This is a genomic window from Micromonospora sp. NPDC005252, assembly GCF_042872475.1.
Classification (GTDB): domain Bacteria; phylum Actinomycetota; class Actinomycetes; order Mycobacteriales; family Micromonosporaceae; genus Micromonospora.
In genome coordinates, this window is the sequence record NZ_JBIAKN010000002.1 from 744498 (window position 1) to 761827 (window position 17330).

Sequence of the window (17330 nt, forward strand, 5' to 3'; positions counted from 1 at the left end):
TGTCGGCGGAGTCGTACGGGCTACCAGCCACACGTGATCACCACACCCAGGCCGGTGGGAGAGGGCCCCCAGGTGCAGTGCTCTTCCATCCACTCACCGATGTCGTGGATCGTGTCCGCGACCCACGCGAGCGCGGACTTGATCGCGCCCAAGATGCTGAAGTAGACGACGGTGGACTCGGGCGTGCCGCCGGCCTCGTCGATGATGTCCTTCGTCGACTTGGCGGGATCCGGCTTGTCGATGGTGCCCAGCACCCGTACGCCTGTGGTGTCCTTGCCGGCGAGCAGCGCCTGGACCTGCTCCGGGGTCCGCTCCTTGCCGTCGTCGACCGCCACGATCGCGCGGTCGATCAGCACCTTCCCGCTGCCGGTGACGGCCTGGGTGATGGCGGCGATCTCGCCCAGTGTGAGGTCGTTGCCGAGCGCGGGACCGGTGAACCGCCGGGCCGTGACAGCGCCGGACGGATCGATCCAGATCTCGTCGACCATGATCATGTCGTCCGCCCCGAACGGGTCCCAGGCGAATGTCCACTGCGCGGCGACGCAGCGGAACTGACCGTGCTCCCGACCCTCCGGTTCGGTCTCGGTGCGGGCGATCCCGCCGCGGTCGTCGAGGTACTGGACCACACAGTCGGTGCCTCTGGTCGGCGGCTTGTCGGTCTGGGCCACGGCTGCGGAGGACGTGGCCAGCACCATCGCGCCGACCACCCCCACCACCGCGAGGTTGCGTGCCAAGCGACTCATCGAATGCTCCATTCCTGGCGAGGGAAACTGGTGCCCGAAGAGTGCCGGGCCGGGCTGAAACGGCCCGGAAACGGCGCTGAAAGCGCGGGGCGTCAGGACAGCCGGGTGACGTCGAGCTGTTCGAGGTCGGCGCGCAGCGAGTCGGCGTCGGCGTCGCCGAGGTCGTCGAGGATGCTCAGGGCGCGGCGCCACGCGGCACGGGCGGCACCCAGGTCGGCGAGCGCCCGGTGGCTGCCGCCCAGATTGACGTACGTGCTCGCCACCGCGTACCGGTCGTGGACCTGCGCGAAGAGTTCGAGGGCGTGCTCGTAGCAGGCGACCGCCCGTCGGTCGTCCCCAAGCTGGTGATGGGCGTGGCCGAGGCTGTCCCACGTGTCGGCCTGTCCCTGCACGTCGTCCACCTCCTGCAACATCCGCAGCGCCTCGCCGCACGACGTGAGGGCACTGTGGTAGTTGCCGAGCAGCCCTTCCTGCCAACCGACCGCGTTGAGGGTGTACCCCTGCCCGGCCCGGTTCCCAGCCCGCCGGAACAGCGTCAGCGCCCGCCGGGAGTGGCTGAGCGCCTGGTGGTGCTGCCCCTGCCGCTCGGCCAGCTGACCGAGGTTGAGGCAGGTGTGTGCCCGCCCGGCGTCGTCGCCGACCTCGGTGAACAGGTCGAGCGCGCGCCGCAGGTGGTCGTCCGCCTCGTCGTACCGCCGGAGCCGGGAGCAGGCGAGACCGAGGCTGCGGTGGGCATGGGCCTGCCCGGCCTGGTCGCCGATGCGGGACGCGGCGGCGAGAGCGATCCGCTGCGTGCCGAGCCAGTCCTGCCAGTGCCCCTGCCGGTGCAGGAAGCCGGCCATGGCCCAGGCGAGCCGCCAGGCGTGTCCCTCGAACCCGGACCGCGCGGCGAGCGGTACGGCGGCGAGCAGAACGGGGATCTCGGCGGTGAACCACGCCGTGGCGGCCGACTTGTTCCTGGGGTACTCCGCCGTCACGCCGGGCCGGGGCGGCGGAAGGCTGATCTCGCTGAAGTGCGGGTGCAGTGCGAGGTCCGCGGCGTGTGCCGCGCGCAGGCAGTGGTCCAGCAACCGGTGCACGGCGTCCTGTCGGTCGGCCGGTGACTCCGCGTCGTCGGCGAGGCTGGCGGCGTACGCGCGCAGCAGGTCGTGGAACGCGTACCGCCCGTGGGTGTGCTCGGTGAGGAGGTTCGCCCGGGTCAGCTCGGTGAGCAGGGGACCGATCGCCGTCGGGGTGACGCCGGCGAGGCTGGCCACGGCCGGGGCGGACACGTCCGGGCCGGGATGCAGGCTCAGCAGCCGGAACAGCCGGACCGCGGGCGGGCTGAGCGTTCGGCACGACCAGGAGAACACCGTCCGGACGTCGGTGGCCTCGTCGCCTCCGTGGAAGGCGTTCAGGTCGCCCAGCTCACCGGCGACCGCGGCCAGTGAGAGCCGCCGGTTGGTGGCGGCTCGGGCCGCGACGATGGCCAGCGCGAGGGGCAGCCGCGCGCAGCGGTCGGCGATGTCGTCGGCCGCGGCGGGCTCGGCGGCGACCTGGTGCGCCCCGAGCCGGCGGACCAGCAGGTGGCGGGCTTCGTCGGGGCTCAGCAGATCGAGGATCACCGGCTGGGCGCTCTCGGTGACGACCAGCGGGGTGAGCTGGTCCCGGCTGGTGATGATCGCGAGGCAGTCGGGTGAGCCGGGCAGCAGCGGTCGGACCTGTTCCGCGTCGCGCGCGTTGTCCAACACCACCAGCAGACGCTTGCCGGCCACCGCCGTGCGGTACAAGCTCACCATCAGGTCCGGTTCGCTGGGCATCCGCGCCGCCGCAACGCCGAGCGCCTCCAGGAATCCGTGCAGCGCTCGGGCCGGTTCGGTCGGTGTGGCCGCCGGGTCGAAGCCGCGCAGGTTGACGTAGAGCTGGCCGTCGGGGAAGCGCCCGGCCGCGCGGTGCGCCCAGTGCACGGCGAGCGCGGTCTTGCCGACGCCCGCGGTGCCGGACACCACCACGGCGCCGCCCCGGTCGACGAGCACGTCCAGGGCGGCGAGTTCCGCCTCGCGCCCGGTGAACGTCGGTACGGGAGGAGGCAGCTGCGCCGCCACCGCCACCGGCCGTGCCGTCGGCGTCGGGGCGGGCGCGGCGATCGCGGTGTCCTGGCGCAGGATGGCGCGCTCCAGATCCCGTAGCCGCGGACTGGGGTCGATGCCGAGGTTGTCCCGCAGGGCGTCGCGCAACCGCCGGTACGTGGTGACCGCTTCGCCCTGTCGGCCGTCCCGGTACAGGGCGAGCATCAGCTGCGCGTGCAGGTGCTCGTCGAAGGGATGCTGCCGGACGAGCCGTTCCAACCCGGGGACGAGCCGAGCATGCTCGCCGACCGACAGCCGGGCCTCGGCGAGCGCTCGTTCGGCCTCCAACCGCAGGCGTGCCAGGTGTTCCGCCTGCTCCTCGAGCCAGGCGGACCCGGCCACGTCGGCCAGCGGCGGTCCGCGCCACAGTGCCACCGCCTCCGTCAGGTGGGTCACCTGCTCCGCCCGGTCCGTCGCGCGGCGGGCCAGTTCCAGGAGGTGCTCGGCGACCTGGACGTCCGTGGACTCCGGCCCGGTGTTGAGCACATAACCGGGCCGACGTGCCACGATCGATCCGGGCTCGCCGAGCACCCCGCGCAGGTAGGAGACGTGGCGCTGGAGCGTGTTCTCCGCGGTGGCCGGCAGGCGCTCGCCCCAGACCACGTCGATGAGCCGGTCGACGCTCACGACCCGGCCCGCGTGCAGCGCCAACGTCGCCAGTACCGCCTTGCGGCGCAACCCGTTCACTGCCTGCGGGCCGTCGGCGGCGACCACCTCCACCGGGCCGAGCAGTCGGACGCGTACGCCCGCGCCAGCCATCGACATCACCGAATCAGGCTAAATCCGCAGCCCGCAGGCTCGATCCGTTCGTCGCGCAACGGACACGACGCCGGATCTGCCCGGTGTACGGGCCGTTGCGGGTGTCGCCTGACGTGCCGTCGTAGCGGGTCCCGCGGATCCTCGATCAGACTCCGTCGGGCCGTCGCCCCCGACTGGCGGCCTGGCGGATCATCTCGTCCGTCTCGGGATCGGGCATGAGCTCCCGGACGTCCTGCGCGCAACGGCACGAGGCCGCGACCTTGGCAGCCCACGCCAGCGCGTCCTCGCGCGTGGCCACGTCGACGACCGCGAAGCCGCCGACGACCTCCCTGGTCTCCGGGTAGGGACCGTCGGTGACCGTTCCGTCCGTGGCCACGATGCTCGCCTGCTGCCTCTCCAGCCCGGCGCCGAACACCCACACGCTGGCGTTCACGGCCTCCTCGACCACCGCGTGCGAGGCCTTGCCCACGTCGGGCCAATCCTCGGCGGGGATGTGGTCCATCGCGCCCTCGTTGAACGAGATCAGGTACCGCGGCATAACACGACTCCCTCGTCCCGGCGGTCTCCTCCGACCGCCTCCTGCCTGTACTACGAACGGCTCGGCACGGATTCGACGCTACGCCGCGCGGCCGGATCGAGGGGTCCCACCGAGCCGCTCCCGACGGTCGTGCCCGGCGCTGTCCCGGCTACTGGTTACCGTGTCGGGAATCGAAGCATCGAGAGGCCACTGCTGGCCGCCCTCGACCTGTTCGGGTGCCGCTGGAACCTCCGGATCATCTGGGAGTTGCCCCATGGGGTTGATCGTGGTGGATGCCTGCACTCGCGACGGACGAGGCGGTAGCCCTACCGCGGTCGTGATCGACGACGCCACCCGCACCGACGAGGAGCGGCGCGCTGTCGCATCAACGGTCGGCACCTCCCACACCGCATTCGTCGACAGCAGCAGCGAGGCCCTGCCCCGCGTACGGTTCTTCACCACCGAGGGAGAACTCCAGAACTGCGGCCACGGCACCATCGCCGCGCAGGCCGTCCTGCTGCACCGTGCCGGCGGCACCCAGCACCACGGCCACCAGCGCACCGGCAACCGACTCGTCGCCGTGACCGCCACCCGCCGGCGCGACGGCATCGAAGTCTGGTTCGAGCAAGGCGTCATCGCGCTGTCGAACCCCGCCGCGCCCGCCAGCAGCGCCATCATCGCGGCCCTCGGTCTGACGCCCAGCGACATCGTCGCCGACGACCTGCGGGTCGCCTCGCCCGGCACGCCCCGGCTTCTCGTCCGTGTCCGCGAACGCCGGACGCTGTCAGCGATGCGGCCTGATCCGGACCGGCTGGCAGCCGAGTGTCGCGGGCTCGGCTATCTCGGCTGCTTCGCCTACGTGCTCGCGCCGACCGCGGGACCAGTCACCGCCCGCATGTTCGCCCCCGCGATCGGTGTCGACGAAGACATCGTCAACGCCAACAGCGTCGGCTGCCTCGCCGCCCACCTGCTCGACACATCCCGCACCAGCGACATCGAAGTTCACCAGGGCGACGCGCTCGGCCGCCCGTCAGCCGTCTTCGCCACCGCGACACAGACCCGAGACGGCATCGTGGCCAGAATCGGCGGCCTGGTCCACCACCCGAGGGCCTAGCGCAACGCGTTCGACCTGAGGGAGGTGCGGTGATGCGGGGAGACGACCGCCTGCTGCCGGACCGCGCGGCTCAGACACTCGGGATGACAGGTTGGACGCCACGCCGCCGGGTGGACGTCGGCGAGTGGAAGTCAGGGCGCGCCCCGGAGGGCTTTGCCATGCACGCTCCCGCTCGTGCCTTCCTGACCGAGTTCGGCAGGCTGGTCGTGCCGGTGAGCGATCCCGGTCGGGACTCCGCCCGCATCGGAGTACGGCGCGCCGTCACGGCACACCTCGCCGGAGGCGGTCCGCGTACCACCCAGCTGATCTCACGGGCTGCGCCACCCGCCTACCCGGCTGTACCGTTTCGCGAGTGGAACGGCTAGCGAACCGGCGCCGGGACCTCGCCGGATGGTTGGTGACGCCCCTGTTCACCCTCGTGGCGGCTCCAGTGTTGGCCGGCATCGTCGGCGTGTTGGGAAACTTCGGGGACCACAACGGCCCGCCGGCCCTGTGCAAGAAGGCCGTGGCCGACAACATGTGCGAGGAGACGAGCCTCGGGGTGATCGGCACGCATCTGGCGATCTCGGGTGCCATGTGGTTGCTGCTCTGGATCATCCCGTGGTGGCGAGGTCTTCGCACCGTGCGCGTTCTGCTCGCCGTCGCCGCGACCGTCGTTCTGGTACTCCTGCCGGTGCGGATGTTCGATTGGTCCATCCCGTACATCTGACAGTCTGCGTCGCGTTCCGGAGGAACTGCTGGTACCTCTCGTGCCGCTCGAAACGCGGGGTCTGAGCTGATGAGCGCAACCGGCAGGCAGGAGACGCCTGACGCCGCTACCGCTAACTTTGCACAGCTCAGGCGCGTCGGCTGGTGCTGGGTGACCTCGGCGTGCCGACCGGTGCAGTTCGCCGGAAGGGCTACCCCCTGCCGGGCACCATGCCGTCCGAGCGCTAGCGGAGATCAGGCGATCTGCCGCAGATCGCTGCCGTAGTCGAAGATGAGCCGCATCCGCGCGCCCAGCGCTCGTGCATACCGGCTGAGTGTCGCGACCTCGTTGGCCTCCAGATCGCCGCTCTCGATCTGACTTACCCGGCCGGGCGTAACTCCCATCAGCTCGGCCACCGGCCGTTGGGTGAACCGAGGCGTTTGCGCTCCTCGGCGCGGTGGAACGCACTGACCCACGCCTCGGTGCGGGCACCTTCCGCATCGAGCGCATGGTCGTCCCCATCGTGCAGCGCGGCGCGGATGTCGTCCCAGTCATGGAAGTCGCTCATCGGCTCTCCCTCCGTTTCCTCTCGAAGGCAAGCCAACCGTCGTAGGCGACCTCGGCAATCGGGATTGAGGTTCGGTGAACGTCCAGAGGTCGCCTACGTGCTGCCGCTGTCCGTCGACGGGATGCTCGTCGTCGCGTCGACGGCCATGGTCGAGGACGAACGCGCCGGTCGGACGGTGCGCCGTGCTGACCCCGTCCATTGCGTCTGTTGCGTCAATTGGTCTGCCCGGTCGGAAGGTGCCGGCCGATGTATCCGACATAGATCCGTCCGCTCTGCGCCGTATCGTCATAATAGTGCATGCGGGGGCTGATCATCGCGAACTGAGCGATCTTGAAATGCGCCCCCATGAAGGTCTCGCCCGCCGGAATGACGGAGACCGGCACGGGTAGCACCCGCTTCCTCCAGAACGCCGGGTTGGTTCGGACATCCGCGCTCTCGTCACGGGCGTGTCGTCGCGTCGGCCACTCGTGGCAGCCATCCGGAGTGTTCTCCAGGAAGCCATGCACGTCCCGATCCCAGCGCCCGTCTGCCTTCGCCGCTGCATAGTCCTGGAGCACCAACAACGCGTCCCAGGTCTTCGAAGCCCAGGCGCCCAGGGGGTCGTTGCTGTCGAGTTCCTCAGCGCAGTCAGGATCGCCCGTGAACACGACATGTTCAAGCCTTGGCAGCCAACGGAGCAACTCGCCGAAGCTGGCCGGCCGGGAGACGTCCGCTTCCGATGGCTGTGCCGTCCAGGCCATTTCTGTTTGCCCCATAGAGGCGAGCCGGTGGCGCAGCGTCCGTTCAGTCTCCGCGGACCGGGTCAGGCGGTCGACGACGTCCCGATTCTCGATCTGCTCATCATCCAGCTGCCATTTGACGTCGTGATACGCCTTCTGTGTCTCATCGAGTTCGGCCTGGAGTTGCGCGAGTCGGGATGCGATGTCTTTCTGCGCCTCCTGCGATGACCGACCGACCTCGATCAGGCGCACGATCTCGTCGATTCGGTCGACGGTCAGGTCATCGACCCCTACCTTGATCTTCAGGTAGTCCAGCAACATGCCTTGCTGCGCGCCGACGTCATCTTGTCGGCGATCACTCTCTCGCGTCTCGACGCCCGACGCCTGGGGCTGCGACGGAACGAGCGATGGCCGCTTCGAACCGACGTCGCCAAGCCGGTGCACCAACATGTCGTCGGCGATGCGTTCCAGCATCCGGTGTACCCGCGCCACAGATGCGGGTAGCGGCTGTTCGAGAGCCTGAAGTTGGGCGTTGGAGGCGAGGACCCGCGCGAGGCGGGGCTGTTCGCTGTCGTCGGTGATCCGTTCGGCGCTCAGGACCCGGTGCCGCAGCCCATCGACGACGGAGTCCGGTTGAACCTGAGAGCGAAAGGTCCGAAGCCGGCCGGGCACTACGGCGTGGGCCTGGCCGAGCCGGTCGTTGAGCAACTGTGTGGCCTCCCCGTCCAGCACATAGCACGAGGCCATACCGATGGTGAACCGGGTCAGGTTGGCGATCCGGTTCGTCCATGGGACTGACGGCAGCGAGTCGTCGTTGCCGGCGACGAAGACGACACCTCGTCGCTCGGTGTCCATGAGCGCTCGGTGGACCTCGTCGACTTCGTCGCCGCGGATGACGATTGGTCTGGTCGTAAGGCGTGCGGCACCGTCCCAGGCATCGACGATTTCGAGCATGGGTGCGAGAAAGCGGGGTGTGCCTGCGAGGCGGGGGCGGCCGCGTGGGTCCTCACTGTCGGGGTCGGGTGATTCGATGTCGATCCAGGCCCACGCCGCCCGCTCTCTCGCGTTGGGCGAGTGTACGGTCAGTTGGATGATCCACTGCCCGTCCGGCTTCGTTTCGACGATCCGTACGCGCGTTGACGTCGATCCATCCTGCCCCTCGTGCTGCAGTAGGAGGGCCCTGACGTTGTCGCCGATGGTCGCCCACCGATTCTCCTGAAGCGCAGACGGATCCCAGCACTTGGGGCCCGCGATCCACCGGTCGAGTTGTTCCCGTACCAGTGGCTGCAGATGGTTCCGTTCGTGCTGGGTCGTGAACACAGACCTGAAACCGAGCATTTGCACGTCCCGAGGGGTTAGAGGCGAGAGAGCTCCGCCGAACGCGTCGCCGCACTCGCTCGATGCGGCCCTGCTGACCTCCGCCTGCTACTCCAGCACCTGGTCTTGTTTCGGAGCTGGAGTAGCAGCGGCGGTGTCGAGGTCGGCATCTGGACAAGGAGAGGTCAATCCGTTGGCTTGTTGGTTAGCGAAATGAACTGTTGATCATGGTGCGGATTCCAGGTCATTGAGAAGCGCGTGCACAGGAGCCCAGCACATCCGCACTGTGTCCAGGTCGGGCACGAGCCCGTAGTCGATCTGGTGACGAGGGTGGACGAAATTGCGGTAGTCCCGGACCTTCTCCATGAAGTCCTTGGCGTCGGTCTGGACCCACTTCTTCCGATGCGCGTACTCAAGGAGCAGGTGAAGGCCCGCTCGTTCGGCCCGAACCCGTCGGCCGTTACGGTCGACCAGGCCGTTCCTTCGCACGGTCTCGTCGCGGTCAGTTACCACGACGTGCAGCAGACCTTCGACGAAGCTGCCGATGCCGATGATCGCCAGTGCGTAGGCTCCGTTGTTCTGGCAGATCGACGCTTCGTCGGCGCGCGCCATGAGGATGTCGACCGCCTTGCTGTTGGGGGAGAGTCGTCGCACCCGCTCGTGGAGGTCCGGGGGCGGCCCGTACAGGGGAACGTCACTGCTCTGGCTGATCTGACCGAGCACGGGGCGCCCGCCGACGTAGGTGATGGTGAACTGCTCGGGAGCCAGGATGCGGTTCAGCTCTTGCGCGATCGGTTCGGCGGCCTCGACGCCGCCGTCGTACTCCAGCGGATCACCGATGCGACAGAGCAGCCGGTCGAGTGCGGCGGCGTCATCGGCATGGCAATTGAGTACTTCAGTCAGCCAGGGGATCCGCGGAGAGCCGTCGTACTGCGGATCTCCAGGCCACCGGACCCGGTGCAGGAACCGCTCGATCTGCGTACCTGTCCGCTCGTAGGGACCATCGACGTCGCAGATCAGACGGGCGACGCGTTCCAGAGTGAGCGGGTCGAGGGCAGTCATCGGGACACCTCCCGGTCGGCGCGCTGCTGCGCGATGTCGAGTGCTTCGGTCAGGCGCTGGAGGATGATTGAGCCGCGCTTGCGGAAGCCGAGTTCGCTCATGGCCTCTTGGAGGCGCTCATCCCGATCACGCTGGAGTTGGTCGCTCACCAGCCAGGTGCAGATCTGTACCAGCTGTTCCCGCGTGTAGTCGGTGATCCGCAGACCGATCGGCACGTCGGGGCGTGGGCCACGGCGGGTCGCCGGCGGCGTCGGTTGCTGAGCGGGCCGGCGTGCCGGCGGTACGGCGTGGCTCCTCGCGGCGTGGTTGGCGCGGTCGACCGCCTGCTTCCAGCGGGCGACGAGCCGGGCCGTCTGGCCTGCCGGGTCCACGTACCAGTCGGTCGACCAGATGCGGTGGAACTCCCACCCGAGGCGCTCGAGGTGCTGCTGGCGTAGCCGGTCCCGGTCACGGGCGCTGTGTGCCTGGTGATAGGAGTGACCGTCGGTCTCCACAGCGAGGACCATGCGGCCGGGCTGAGCTGGGTGGGCGAGGGCCAGGTCGATGCGGTAGCCGGAGACGCCCCACTGCGGCACGGCGTTGATGCCCTGCTGCTGGAGAGACTTTAGGACGCTGCGTTCGAGGCCATTCAGCTCGACCCCAGTGTGCTGTCGCGCGCCCAGGTCGCCGCCGAGGTCGACGAACTCGAGGTAACGGCGGAGCAGTTCCGGTCCGCGGTTCCGGGTCGCCGCGGTCTGGTTCGGGTCCATGTCGTGGTGCGAGAAGGCGCTCACGACGGTCATCCGACTCCGCGCTCGAGTGACCGCGACGTTGAGGCGCCGCTCACCGCCCTCCTGGTTGAGCGGTCCGAAGCGCAGCGGAAGTCGACCGTCTCTGGTCTTGGCGTAGCCAATACTCAGGATGATGGCGTCCCGCTCGTCGCCCTGGACGTTCTCCAGGCTCTTGACGAAGAACCGCTGGCTCGCGACCCGGTCCTGGGAGAAGAAGTCGTCGAGGTGCTCATGCTCTCGGCGCCGGCTGCGCAAAGTCGCCTCGATCCGCAGGGCGTGCTTCTGCCCCATCGTGATGACGCCGAGGCTCTCGTTCGGTCGCTGCTCGGCATGCTCGAGAATCAGCTCGACCGCCCGGTTGACCTCCTCCGTTGATGAGCCGCCCTGCCCGGGGGCGACACGGCCATCCACCGTCTCCAAGCGCAGCGGGCTGTCGACCTGCACGCCAGGGAACGTAACGAGGGACCGGTTATAGATCTCGACGTTCGAGAACGCAATCAGGCGCTCGTCTCGGCTGCGGTAATGCCAGGTCAAGCGGTACCGGTCCGAGATGAGGCCTCCGAGGACGTCAAGAACGGACTCGTAGTCCTCAAGGCTCTCGTCGCCGAGATCATCATCTTCGCCAGCCGGGCTCTGCTGAACGAGGCGCCGGAAGAACGGCGTGGGTGGGAGCTGCTTCGGGTCGCCGGCCACGACGAGTTGGGTGCCCCGCATGATCGAGGCGACCGCGTCGTGCGGCTCGATCTGGCTCGCCTCATCAAAGATCACCACGTCGAACGACCGCTCGGGCGGCAGGATGCGGCTGACCACCAGCGGTGACATGGCCCAGCACGGGAACGCGGCGAGGAGCACCTCCGGTGCGCTGCTGAGCAGCTTCCGGAGAGAGAGGTGGCGGCTCTTCTTGGCCGCCTCCCGTCGGACGAGGCCGTTCTGGTCGGGATAGGCGTCTCGGGCCTTCCTCAGGTTCACTGCCACGTTGCGGCGCACGTGCCGGGCGGCCATCTCGATGTGCCGGCTGTCCGCAGCGCGGAAGTCCTGGACCACCGTGGCATGCTGCTGACCGACGAACTGACCGAGGTACGGGACCCGCATGCGCATCTCGTCGAGGACCACCTGCAACCAGGAGCGCAACAGGGTGTCGGCTGCCTCGTCGCTCGAGACCTGCCGGTGGGCCAGGTCATCGAGCATGTGGCTCAGCCCCAACGACCGGAACAGCTGCTGCTGTTTGTTCAGGTCGGGCATCAGGAACAACGTCTCGCGGTCGGCGTTCAATTCGGCCAGGGTGTTGGCTGCGGTGGTCGTGGTTCCACGCTCAAGGCCGTCGATCCGGGCACATGCCGCCACCGCAGCGAGGTGGTTACGAACCTGCATGAAGGACGACAGGCATAGGTCGGCACCCGCCAGAGCAGTAGGTGCGCTGTCCTGACGGCTGAGCTTCCGCCACCGCTCACGCTGTTCCACTGCGGCGACCAGGCCCTGGTACATCTCGGATCGCTTCCGGGGAGCGGCCGGACAGGTCCGCCGCAGCTCGCGGCGCAGTTGGAACCGGCGGAAGACCCCGAGCGGCTCCGAGCGGCGCGGCCGGGATCGCCCTGGTGCTGTCGCGTAGAGGAAGTCGTCCAGATCCGGGCCGAAGACCTGCTCGCCATAGCTGACGATGGTGCGGTCGACCTCGCTGAGCAGGTCGAACAGGCTCTTCCACGCAGCGAGGTCGTCTGGCACATCCAGCCCGGCCCGGTCGACCAAGTCCCGGATCTGGCGCTGTGCGTCCTGCAGGGCACCGGCCGCGAGTTCGTCGAGATGCACCAGCACCTTGCCGACATCGTCTGGGGTGTGGATAGCGGCCTTCGCCCACGGCGACTCTCCGCGCCAGATCCTCAGCCCGCCACGATCCACGAAGGTCCGAAGGTCCTCCCTCGCGGACTCAAGCCTTGACCGGTCAAGGTTCCGCAGCTCGGAGGCGCGCAGGTTGTAGCCGCTGACATCGAGAGTCGGAAGCGCGAGGAGTTGTTCGATGACCTGAAACGCGCTCACCCCCCAGGGCTGCCGTACTTCGTGCAGCTCGGCCGGGTGCCGTTTCGCCGCGGCCCGGCGGCTGTGCAGGCGGCGGTGCAGTTCGCCGGTGTCGACGGGTGGTTCAGCGCCGGCTTGAGTGAGGACATTGGCGATGCGCTGGGCGACCTGCCGCTTGCTGATCTTGCGGTCGTGCAGGTCGAACACCAGGTTGTCGAGCCCGACGTCGCCAAGGCGGTTCATCACCGCTTCGATGGCAGCCCGCTTCTCGGAGACGAACAGCACGCTGCGACCCATCGCGGCCATGTACGCGATGATGTTCGCGATCGTCTGACTCTTGCCCGTGCCGGGTGGGCCCTCGATGACCACATGCCGGCCGGACAGCACCGCGTCGATCGCCGACTGCTGAGACGAGTCCGCGTCGTGGACCAGGAACTCGTTGGCCGGATCGATCCGATCGGCACTGGAGCTGGACCCCTGAGCTTGCTCAGTGCGCAGCTGTTGCCGAGCGTCGCGGTCGCCCGCCATCGCGCCGATCACCGGATGTAATGCGAGCAGCTCGGCCGAGTTACGAAGGTCCTCGACCATGGGGAGCTTGTCGAAGCTGAAGACGCCGGCAACCACCGCGGGCTCGAGCCGGAGAGACAGGCCGCTGGGAGCGACTGCCTCGGCGATCAGCTCGTAGGCGGCACTGAGCTGCTGGTCCGGGTCAGCGATCTCGGACAGCATCGCGCTCAGCTTCTCGCCGAGTGCGCTGATACCCGCCTCCACGCCGTACTGCCGCTCCAGCGCGTACAGAAGGACGGGATTGATCTCGGGTGACTCCGACAGCTCCAGCGTGAAGTCGTTCTCCGTCGCCGTCCTGCTGTCCAGCGCAAGCTGCTGCAGAATCAGCGGCGCCCGCAGCGGTTGCATCGGCACGGACCCCCGGGTGTACTGGCCGACCATGCAGAGCAGGCCGCGGCTCACCCAACCTGCCTGGATGCCCTGCTCCTCCTCCAGCTCGACCAGCTTCCGGCGGAGACTGCGGGCAGTGTTGCAGGCGGTGTTGTGCCGGTCTTGGTCCGGGAACAGCGTCCGTAGGCGAACCTTCTGTCCTCGGATCAGATCGGCGACCACCTCAGCAGCCGCCTCGGCGAGATCGAGGGTGGTGGTCTGTCGCTCCTTGAAGTAGAGCAGCGTGTTGCGCGGGCCGAAGTCGATCAGTTGGTCTGCCCACCGGCCGGCGGCCTGTTGGACGAGGTGGAGCACATCCGGTTGGGTCAACAGCATCTCGTCTCCAAGTCGGTCGACGTACGCCAAAGCTGATCCGCCGGGCCGTTGGCCCGAGGCAAAGCCCTCCAGGATAGGCCGGATGACATGTCGGTCTATGCGTCGGATTTCTGACAAGAACGCCATCGGAATAACCTCACTCAGCAAAAACCATCCGCCAGTCCAGTTGTCGCCAAGCTGTGTTGGCTATCAATCAGGCCGGATTTGGCAGTGCCAGGGTGGGCATTGCCCGAGTGGAGGCCAACTCGCGCCGGCAGGTCTTGCCGTGAGAAGCTCGGCCCAGCAGGGCCGACTGCACCTGCGCTCTGTGATCGACTTGGAACTCGTCGGTGGTGGCAGGCCATCAGACCGCCTCGGTTGCCGGCATAGCGTTCCGCTTGACGACGGCGAGGATCACACAGAGCCGGCCCACGTCCGCCGATGGGAACAGCACTTCGGGCCCGTGAGGCGCGATGGCGTTGAACGGAGACTCGTAGAGGCGACCCGGGTCCATCACACCGGTGGCAGTCAGGTCGTTGATGACTAGATTGATGAAGTCAAGCTGCGCGGCGTTGAGCGCTGTGCGTCGCCCTCGAAGGTCCCGGCGATCCGGCGAATGGCCCGCTACTGATAGTGCCGCTCGACAATCCTTCATCACCATGACATGCACCTGGTGGTGATCACCGAGCTGGTCAACGACTGATCTCGTCCAGATGCTGCATCGACCGAACGGCTCATCGCACTAGGCCCAGGTACAGCCGCTGCATGGTAAGCAGCGCGACTGCCACGACAGAAGTTCGCGGGCACCAACGACGCCGCCGAAGTCCTCATCCAGGTATACGGTCCCGGTGGCGCGACCGCATAGACGCTGGCACCGCGAGTAGCACCACGGCAAGATCGACGATAGCGTTTGTGCTGGTGGGGCGGACGGGACTCGAACCCGTGGCCGATGGATTATGAGTCCACTGCTCTAACCCGCTGAGCTACCGCCCCGACACCGCGCGGATCTTATCCCGCTCGGTGGATCACGGGCCAGCACCGGTGTGGCCCCGCCTCATCCCCGCCGCCGTCGCCACAGCAGCACGATGGGCAACGCGAGGATAACAGTGAGCAGCCAGCCCGCCACGACGACGCCCCAGAGCCATTCCTCGCCCGGCTCGGTTCCGGCGGCGACCATGACGTACGTCAGCAGCAGGCTCACCGCGCCCGCCAACAGGACGGCCACGCCGCTGACCACGATCGCCGCGATCTCCCACCAGGGGCGGTCGGCGGGCGTTGCGGCCGGCTTTTCGGCGGCCGACGGCTGCGGGATGGAGTCCGGTGTGCGGGCCGGCATGGCGATGTGCCGGTCGGCGGGCACCTGGGCGTCGATGACCGGAAGCGCCGCCGGGTGCAGGTTGAACATCGTCGGCTCGACCTGCAGCACGATGGCGTCCGAGCCGATCAGTTGCCGCGCCCCGTCGGGCCAGGCGAGCATCGCGGAGCAGTCGGCGTACCGGACGGTCAGCGGCCCGTCGGTGCCCAGGTAGGTCACCCCGTCCACGCCGATGCGGAGCGCGCCGGCACCCTGCTTCGCCGCGTACGTGGTGCCGTCGACCGTGTCGCTGGAGTGGGTGGGCGCCGCGACGAAGCCGGCCCAGTCGGCGCGGAGCCCGCCCGGCACCATGAGCAGCGCGGACGACGTCACCTCACCGGCCACCTGGCGCAGGTCGGCGAGGCTGACGGCCTTCAGCTCGGCCCGGTGCTCGTCGATGCTGAGGTTCGGCTCGCCGGTCAACACGTTGAGGGCGTACCCCGGCAGTCGCGCGGCGTCGACCTCGGCGGTGCCGAGCACGTCCTCCCGCTTGGCGATGGTGGCGTCCAGGTCGGCCTGCTCGATCCGCCCGACCCGCAGCTTCGCCAGCACGTCGACGAAGCCGCCGAGCACGGCGTCCTGCTTCTCCGCCAGCGCGTCGGCGAGCGCCCGCAGCGTGGCGTACCCGTCGCCGCGCGGCTCGTACCCCGTCGTGGTGGTGTAGGAGAGCCCGGACTCCTGGCGCAGCGACCGGTACAGCTCCCGCTCCAGCACGCCGGAGAAGACGGCCGCGGCGGTGCTGCGCCGCACCACCGAGTCGAGCACCACGGCGCGGGCGCCGTTGACGAAGTACGCCGGGGTCTGCGGCAGCGCCGACGAGACCGCCGGCACCGGCTGACGGACGCCGCTGGGCAGCGCGAGGCGTAGCCCGGCGGGCACCCGGTCGCCGGCGATCCAGAGCACCGCGTTCTCCCGGGTGAACGAGCGGGCCGCCCACTCGCGCAGGTGGTCCGCGGTGAGCGCGCCCAGGCCCCACTCCGGGTAGCTGCTCAGACCGAAGTCCCGCGCGCCGTGTCGCCACAGCGGGATGTCGTCGATCGCGGCGGCGCCCCGGCTGCTCCACTCGGTGCGCAGGATGTCCTTCTCCACGTCCAGCCGCGCCACCGGCAGGTCGGACAGGTGCCCGCAGACGGCGGTCATGAACGCCGCGATGTCCGCCTCGGAGCCCTGGGTGTGGAACATGGTGAACGCCGGGGCGGTCACGCCGTTGACGTGGTAGTCGGCCAGGCCGAGCGGTGCGAGCGCGAGGTGCTCGATGAGGTGGGTGATGCCGGCGCGGCTGAGCGTCTCGTCGGCGGTGCCGACCCGGAAGGTCAGTCCGGCGCGCATCGGCCCGCCGGTGGGGGCGAGCAGCGTGGGCACCCCGTCCACGTCCAGGTGCTGGATCATGACTGGCCACCCTTCGCGTACGCCTTCGCGCGGTACTTCGTGAAGCCCTCGGCGTCGTCGACGTAGGCCCAGGGGTATTCGGTGCCCAGGTTGCCCAGGGCGGTGAACTGGCTGGCGGCGGCGGGCCACTGTTCGGTGAGGCTGAACATCAGCGCGAACGTCGAGCGGATCCAGACCCAGCCCGGCCGGTCGACGAAGTCCGCGTGCAGCACGGATCGCTGCCCGGCCTGCATCACCTCGTCCACGACGGGCGTGCTGCGCACGTACGCGGTGCGCTCCCGGTCGGTGTCGAAGTCCAGCCAGCGTTCCAGGTGCGCCTCGGCGACCAGCACGGCGTTGGGCGCCCCGGCGGGCGCGGCCTGCGCGCACTCGCGGGCGAAGGCGAAGGCCCGGTCCCAGTCGCCGCTCCACTTCGGGCAGAGCTGCTGGAGCAGGGCCGCCTGTGCGGGGGCGTGGTGGGGGTGGTGCTGGGCGAGTCGGTCGTAGCGGCGGCGTGCCTCGTTCTGGCCCAGTTGCAGACCCCGGGCGATGATGATCCGTTCAGTCCAGGCGGCCGCGTCGTCGGGGTACCGGGCGGTGACGTCGATGAGCACCCGCTCGGCGCGACGCAGGTGTTCATGGAACTGTTCGAACTGCGACCGGCTGACGTGTCGGGCGCGGTAGGAGCTGCGGATCCGCCAGCCGTCGCAGATGAGGTGAGTGCCGTGCAGGGTGCCCGCCAGCCTGTCGGTGGGGTCGTCGTCGTACACGCGGTGCAGGAACGCGGCGGACCCGGCGTGGTCGCCGGCCTCCCTGACGAGCAGTGTGTGAAAGGCGGGGTCCCGGTCGGCGAACACGGCCCGGACGGCGGGCCAGTCGGCGGCGTCGAGCGCCTTGCGCAGGTCGTTGACCTCGGGGTACGCGGCAGCGGCATCGAAGGTGGGCGCCGGGAGGGGGGCGGGCATGGCGGCGATCATAG

14 protein-coding genes and 1 tRNA gene are annotated in these 17330 nt (G+C 69.0%); 3 read left to right on the forward strand and 12 right to left on the reverse strand.

Going from position 1 to position 17330, the window contains the following annotated elements; translation table 11 throughout:
- Nucleotides 1-20: 20 nt before the first annotated feature.
- The 3 genes from ACFYPH_RS09240 to ACFYPH_RS09250 form a co-directional block, all read right to left on the reverse strand.
- Nucleotides 21-743 (reverse strand): hypothetical protein, encoded by a 723-nt coding sequence (locus tag ACFYPH_RS09240; RefSeq protein ID WP_387180429.1) that lies wholly within the window; start codon nt 741-743, stop codon nt 21-23.
- Between the two features lie 92 nt (nt 744-835).
- Nucleotides 836-3616 carry a BTAD domain-containing putative transcriptional regulator gene (locus tag ACFYPH_RS09245; protein WP_387180567.1) on the reverse strand — a complete coding sequence of 927 codons (2781 nt, stop codon included), beginning with the start codon at nt 3614-3616 and terminating at the stop codon, nt 836-838.
- A gap of 139 nt (nt 3617-3755) precedes the next feature.
- On the reverse strand, nt 3756-4148 hold the full coding sequence (locus ACFYPH_RS09250) for a YciI family protein (protein ID WP_387180432.1): 393 nt from the start codon (nt 4146-4148) through the stop codon (nt 3756-3758).
- Nucleotides 4149-4401: 253 nt separating this feature from the next.
- On the opposite strand from ACFYPH_RS09250, the gene ACFYPH_RS09255 reads away from it, so the two are divergent.
- Genes ACFYPH_RS09255 through ACFYPH_RS09265 form a run of 3 tightly spaced genes read left to right on the forward strand, consistent with a single transcriptional unit; the run spans nt 4402 to nt 5950 of the window.
- A complete protein-coding gene (locus ACFYPH_RS09255; protein ID WP_387180435.1) occupies nt 4402-5241 on the forward strand; it encodes a PhzF family phenazine biosynthesis protein in 840 nt (279 codons plus the stop codon).
- Between the two features lie 32 nt (nt 5242-5273).
- Nucleotides 5274-5606 carry an SUKH-3 domain-containing protein gene (locus ACFYPH_RS09260; protein WP_387180437.1) on the forward strand — a complete coding sequence of 111 codons (333 nt, stop codon included), beginning with the start codon at nt 5274-5276 and terminating at the stop codon, nt 5604-5606.
- A complete protein-coding gene (locus ACFYPH_RS09265) occupies nt 5594-5950 on the forward strand; it encodes a hypothetical protein (RefSeq protein ID WP_387180440.1) in 357 nt (118 codons plus the stop codon). Before ACFYPH_RS09260 ends, ACFYPH_RS09265 begins: the two co-directional genes overlap by 13 nt.
- Nucleotides 5951-6183: 233 nt before the next feature.
- On the opposite strand, the gene ACFYPH_RS09270 is transcribed toward ACFYPH_RS09265, so the two are convergent.
- From ACFYPH_RS09270 to ACFYPH_RS09310, 9 genes are all read right to left on the reverse strand, one after another.
- Nucleotides 6184-6345, reverse strand: a complete 162-nt coding sequence (locus ACFYPH_RS09270; protein WP_355135236.1) for a helix-turn-helix transcriptional regulator — start codon at nt 6343-6345, stop codon at nt 6184-6186.
- Nucleotides 6333-6497 (reverse strand): hypothetical protein, encoded by a 165-nt coding sequence (locus ACFYPH_RS09275; RefSeq protein ID WP_355135238.1) that lies wholly within the window; start codon nt 6495-6497, stop codon nt 6333-6335. The genes ACFYPH_RS09270 and ACFYPH_RS09275 overlap by 13 nt, the downstream gene beginning before the upstream one ends.
- Before the next feature lie 212 nt (nt 6498-6709).
- Nucleotides 6710-8536: a hypothetical protein gene (locus ACFYPH_RS09280; RefSeq protein ID WP_387180443.1), complete on the reverse strand. Its 1827-nt coding sequence runs from the start codon at nt 8534-8536 to the stop codon at nt 6710-6712.
- Nucleotides 8537-8758: 222 nt separating this feature from the next.
- Entirely contained in the window at nt 8759-9595 is an 837-nt protein-coding gene (locus ACFYPH_RS09285) for a hypothetical protein (RefSeq protein ID WP_387180446.1), read from the reverse strand.
- Nucleotides 9592-13650, reverse strand: coding sequence for an AAA domain-containing protein (locus tag ACFYPH_RS09290; RefSeq protein ID WP_387180448.1), 4059 nt, complete (start codon nt 13648-13650; stop codon nt 9592-9594). Before ACFYPH_RS09290 ends, ACFYPH_RS09285 begins: the two co-directional genes overlap by 4 nt.
- Before the next feature lie 343 nt (nt 13651-13993).
- The gene (locus ACFYPH_RS09295; RefSeq protein ID WP_355135246.1) at nt 13994-14290 is read right to left on the reverse strand and encodes a hypothetical protein; all 297 of its coding nucleotides are present in this window, start codon (nt 14288-14290) and stop codon (nt 13994-13996) included.
- A 255-nt stretch (nt 14291-14545) separates the two neighbouring features.
- Nucleotides 14546-14622 (reverse strand) — tRNA-Ile (locus ACFYPH_RS09300).
- Nucleotides 14623-14683: 61 nt separating this feature from the next.
- A complete protein-coding gene (locus ACFYPH_RS09305; protein WP_387180450.1) occupies nt 14684-16372 on the reverse strand; it encodes an insulinase family protein in 1689 nt (562 codons plus the stop codon).
- A complete protein-coding gene (locus tag ACFYPH_RS09310; RefSeq protein ID WP_355135250.1) occupies nt 16369-17316 on the reverse strand; it encodes a hypothetical protein in 948 nt (315 codons plus the stop codon). The genes ACFYPH_RS09305 and ACFYPH_RS09310 overlap by 4 nt, the downstream gene beginning before the upstream one ends.
- Between the last annotated feature and the right edge of the window lie 14 nt (nt 17317-17330).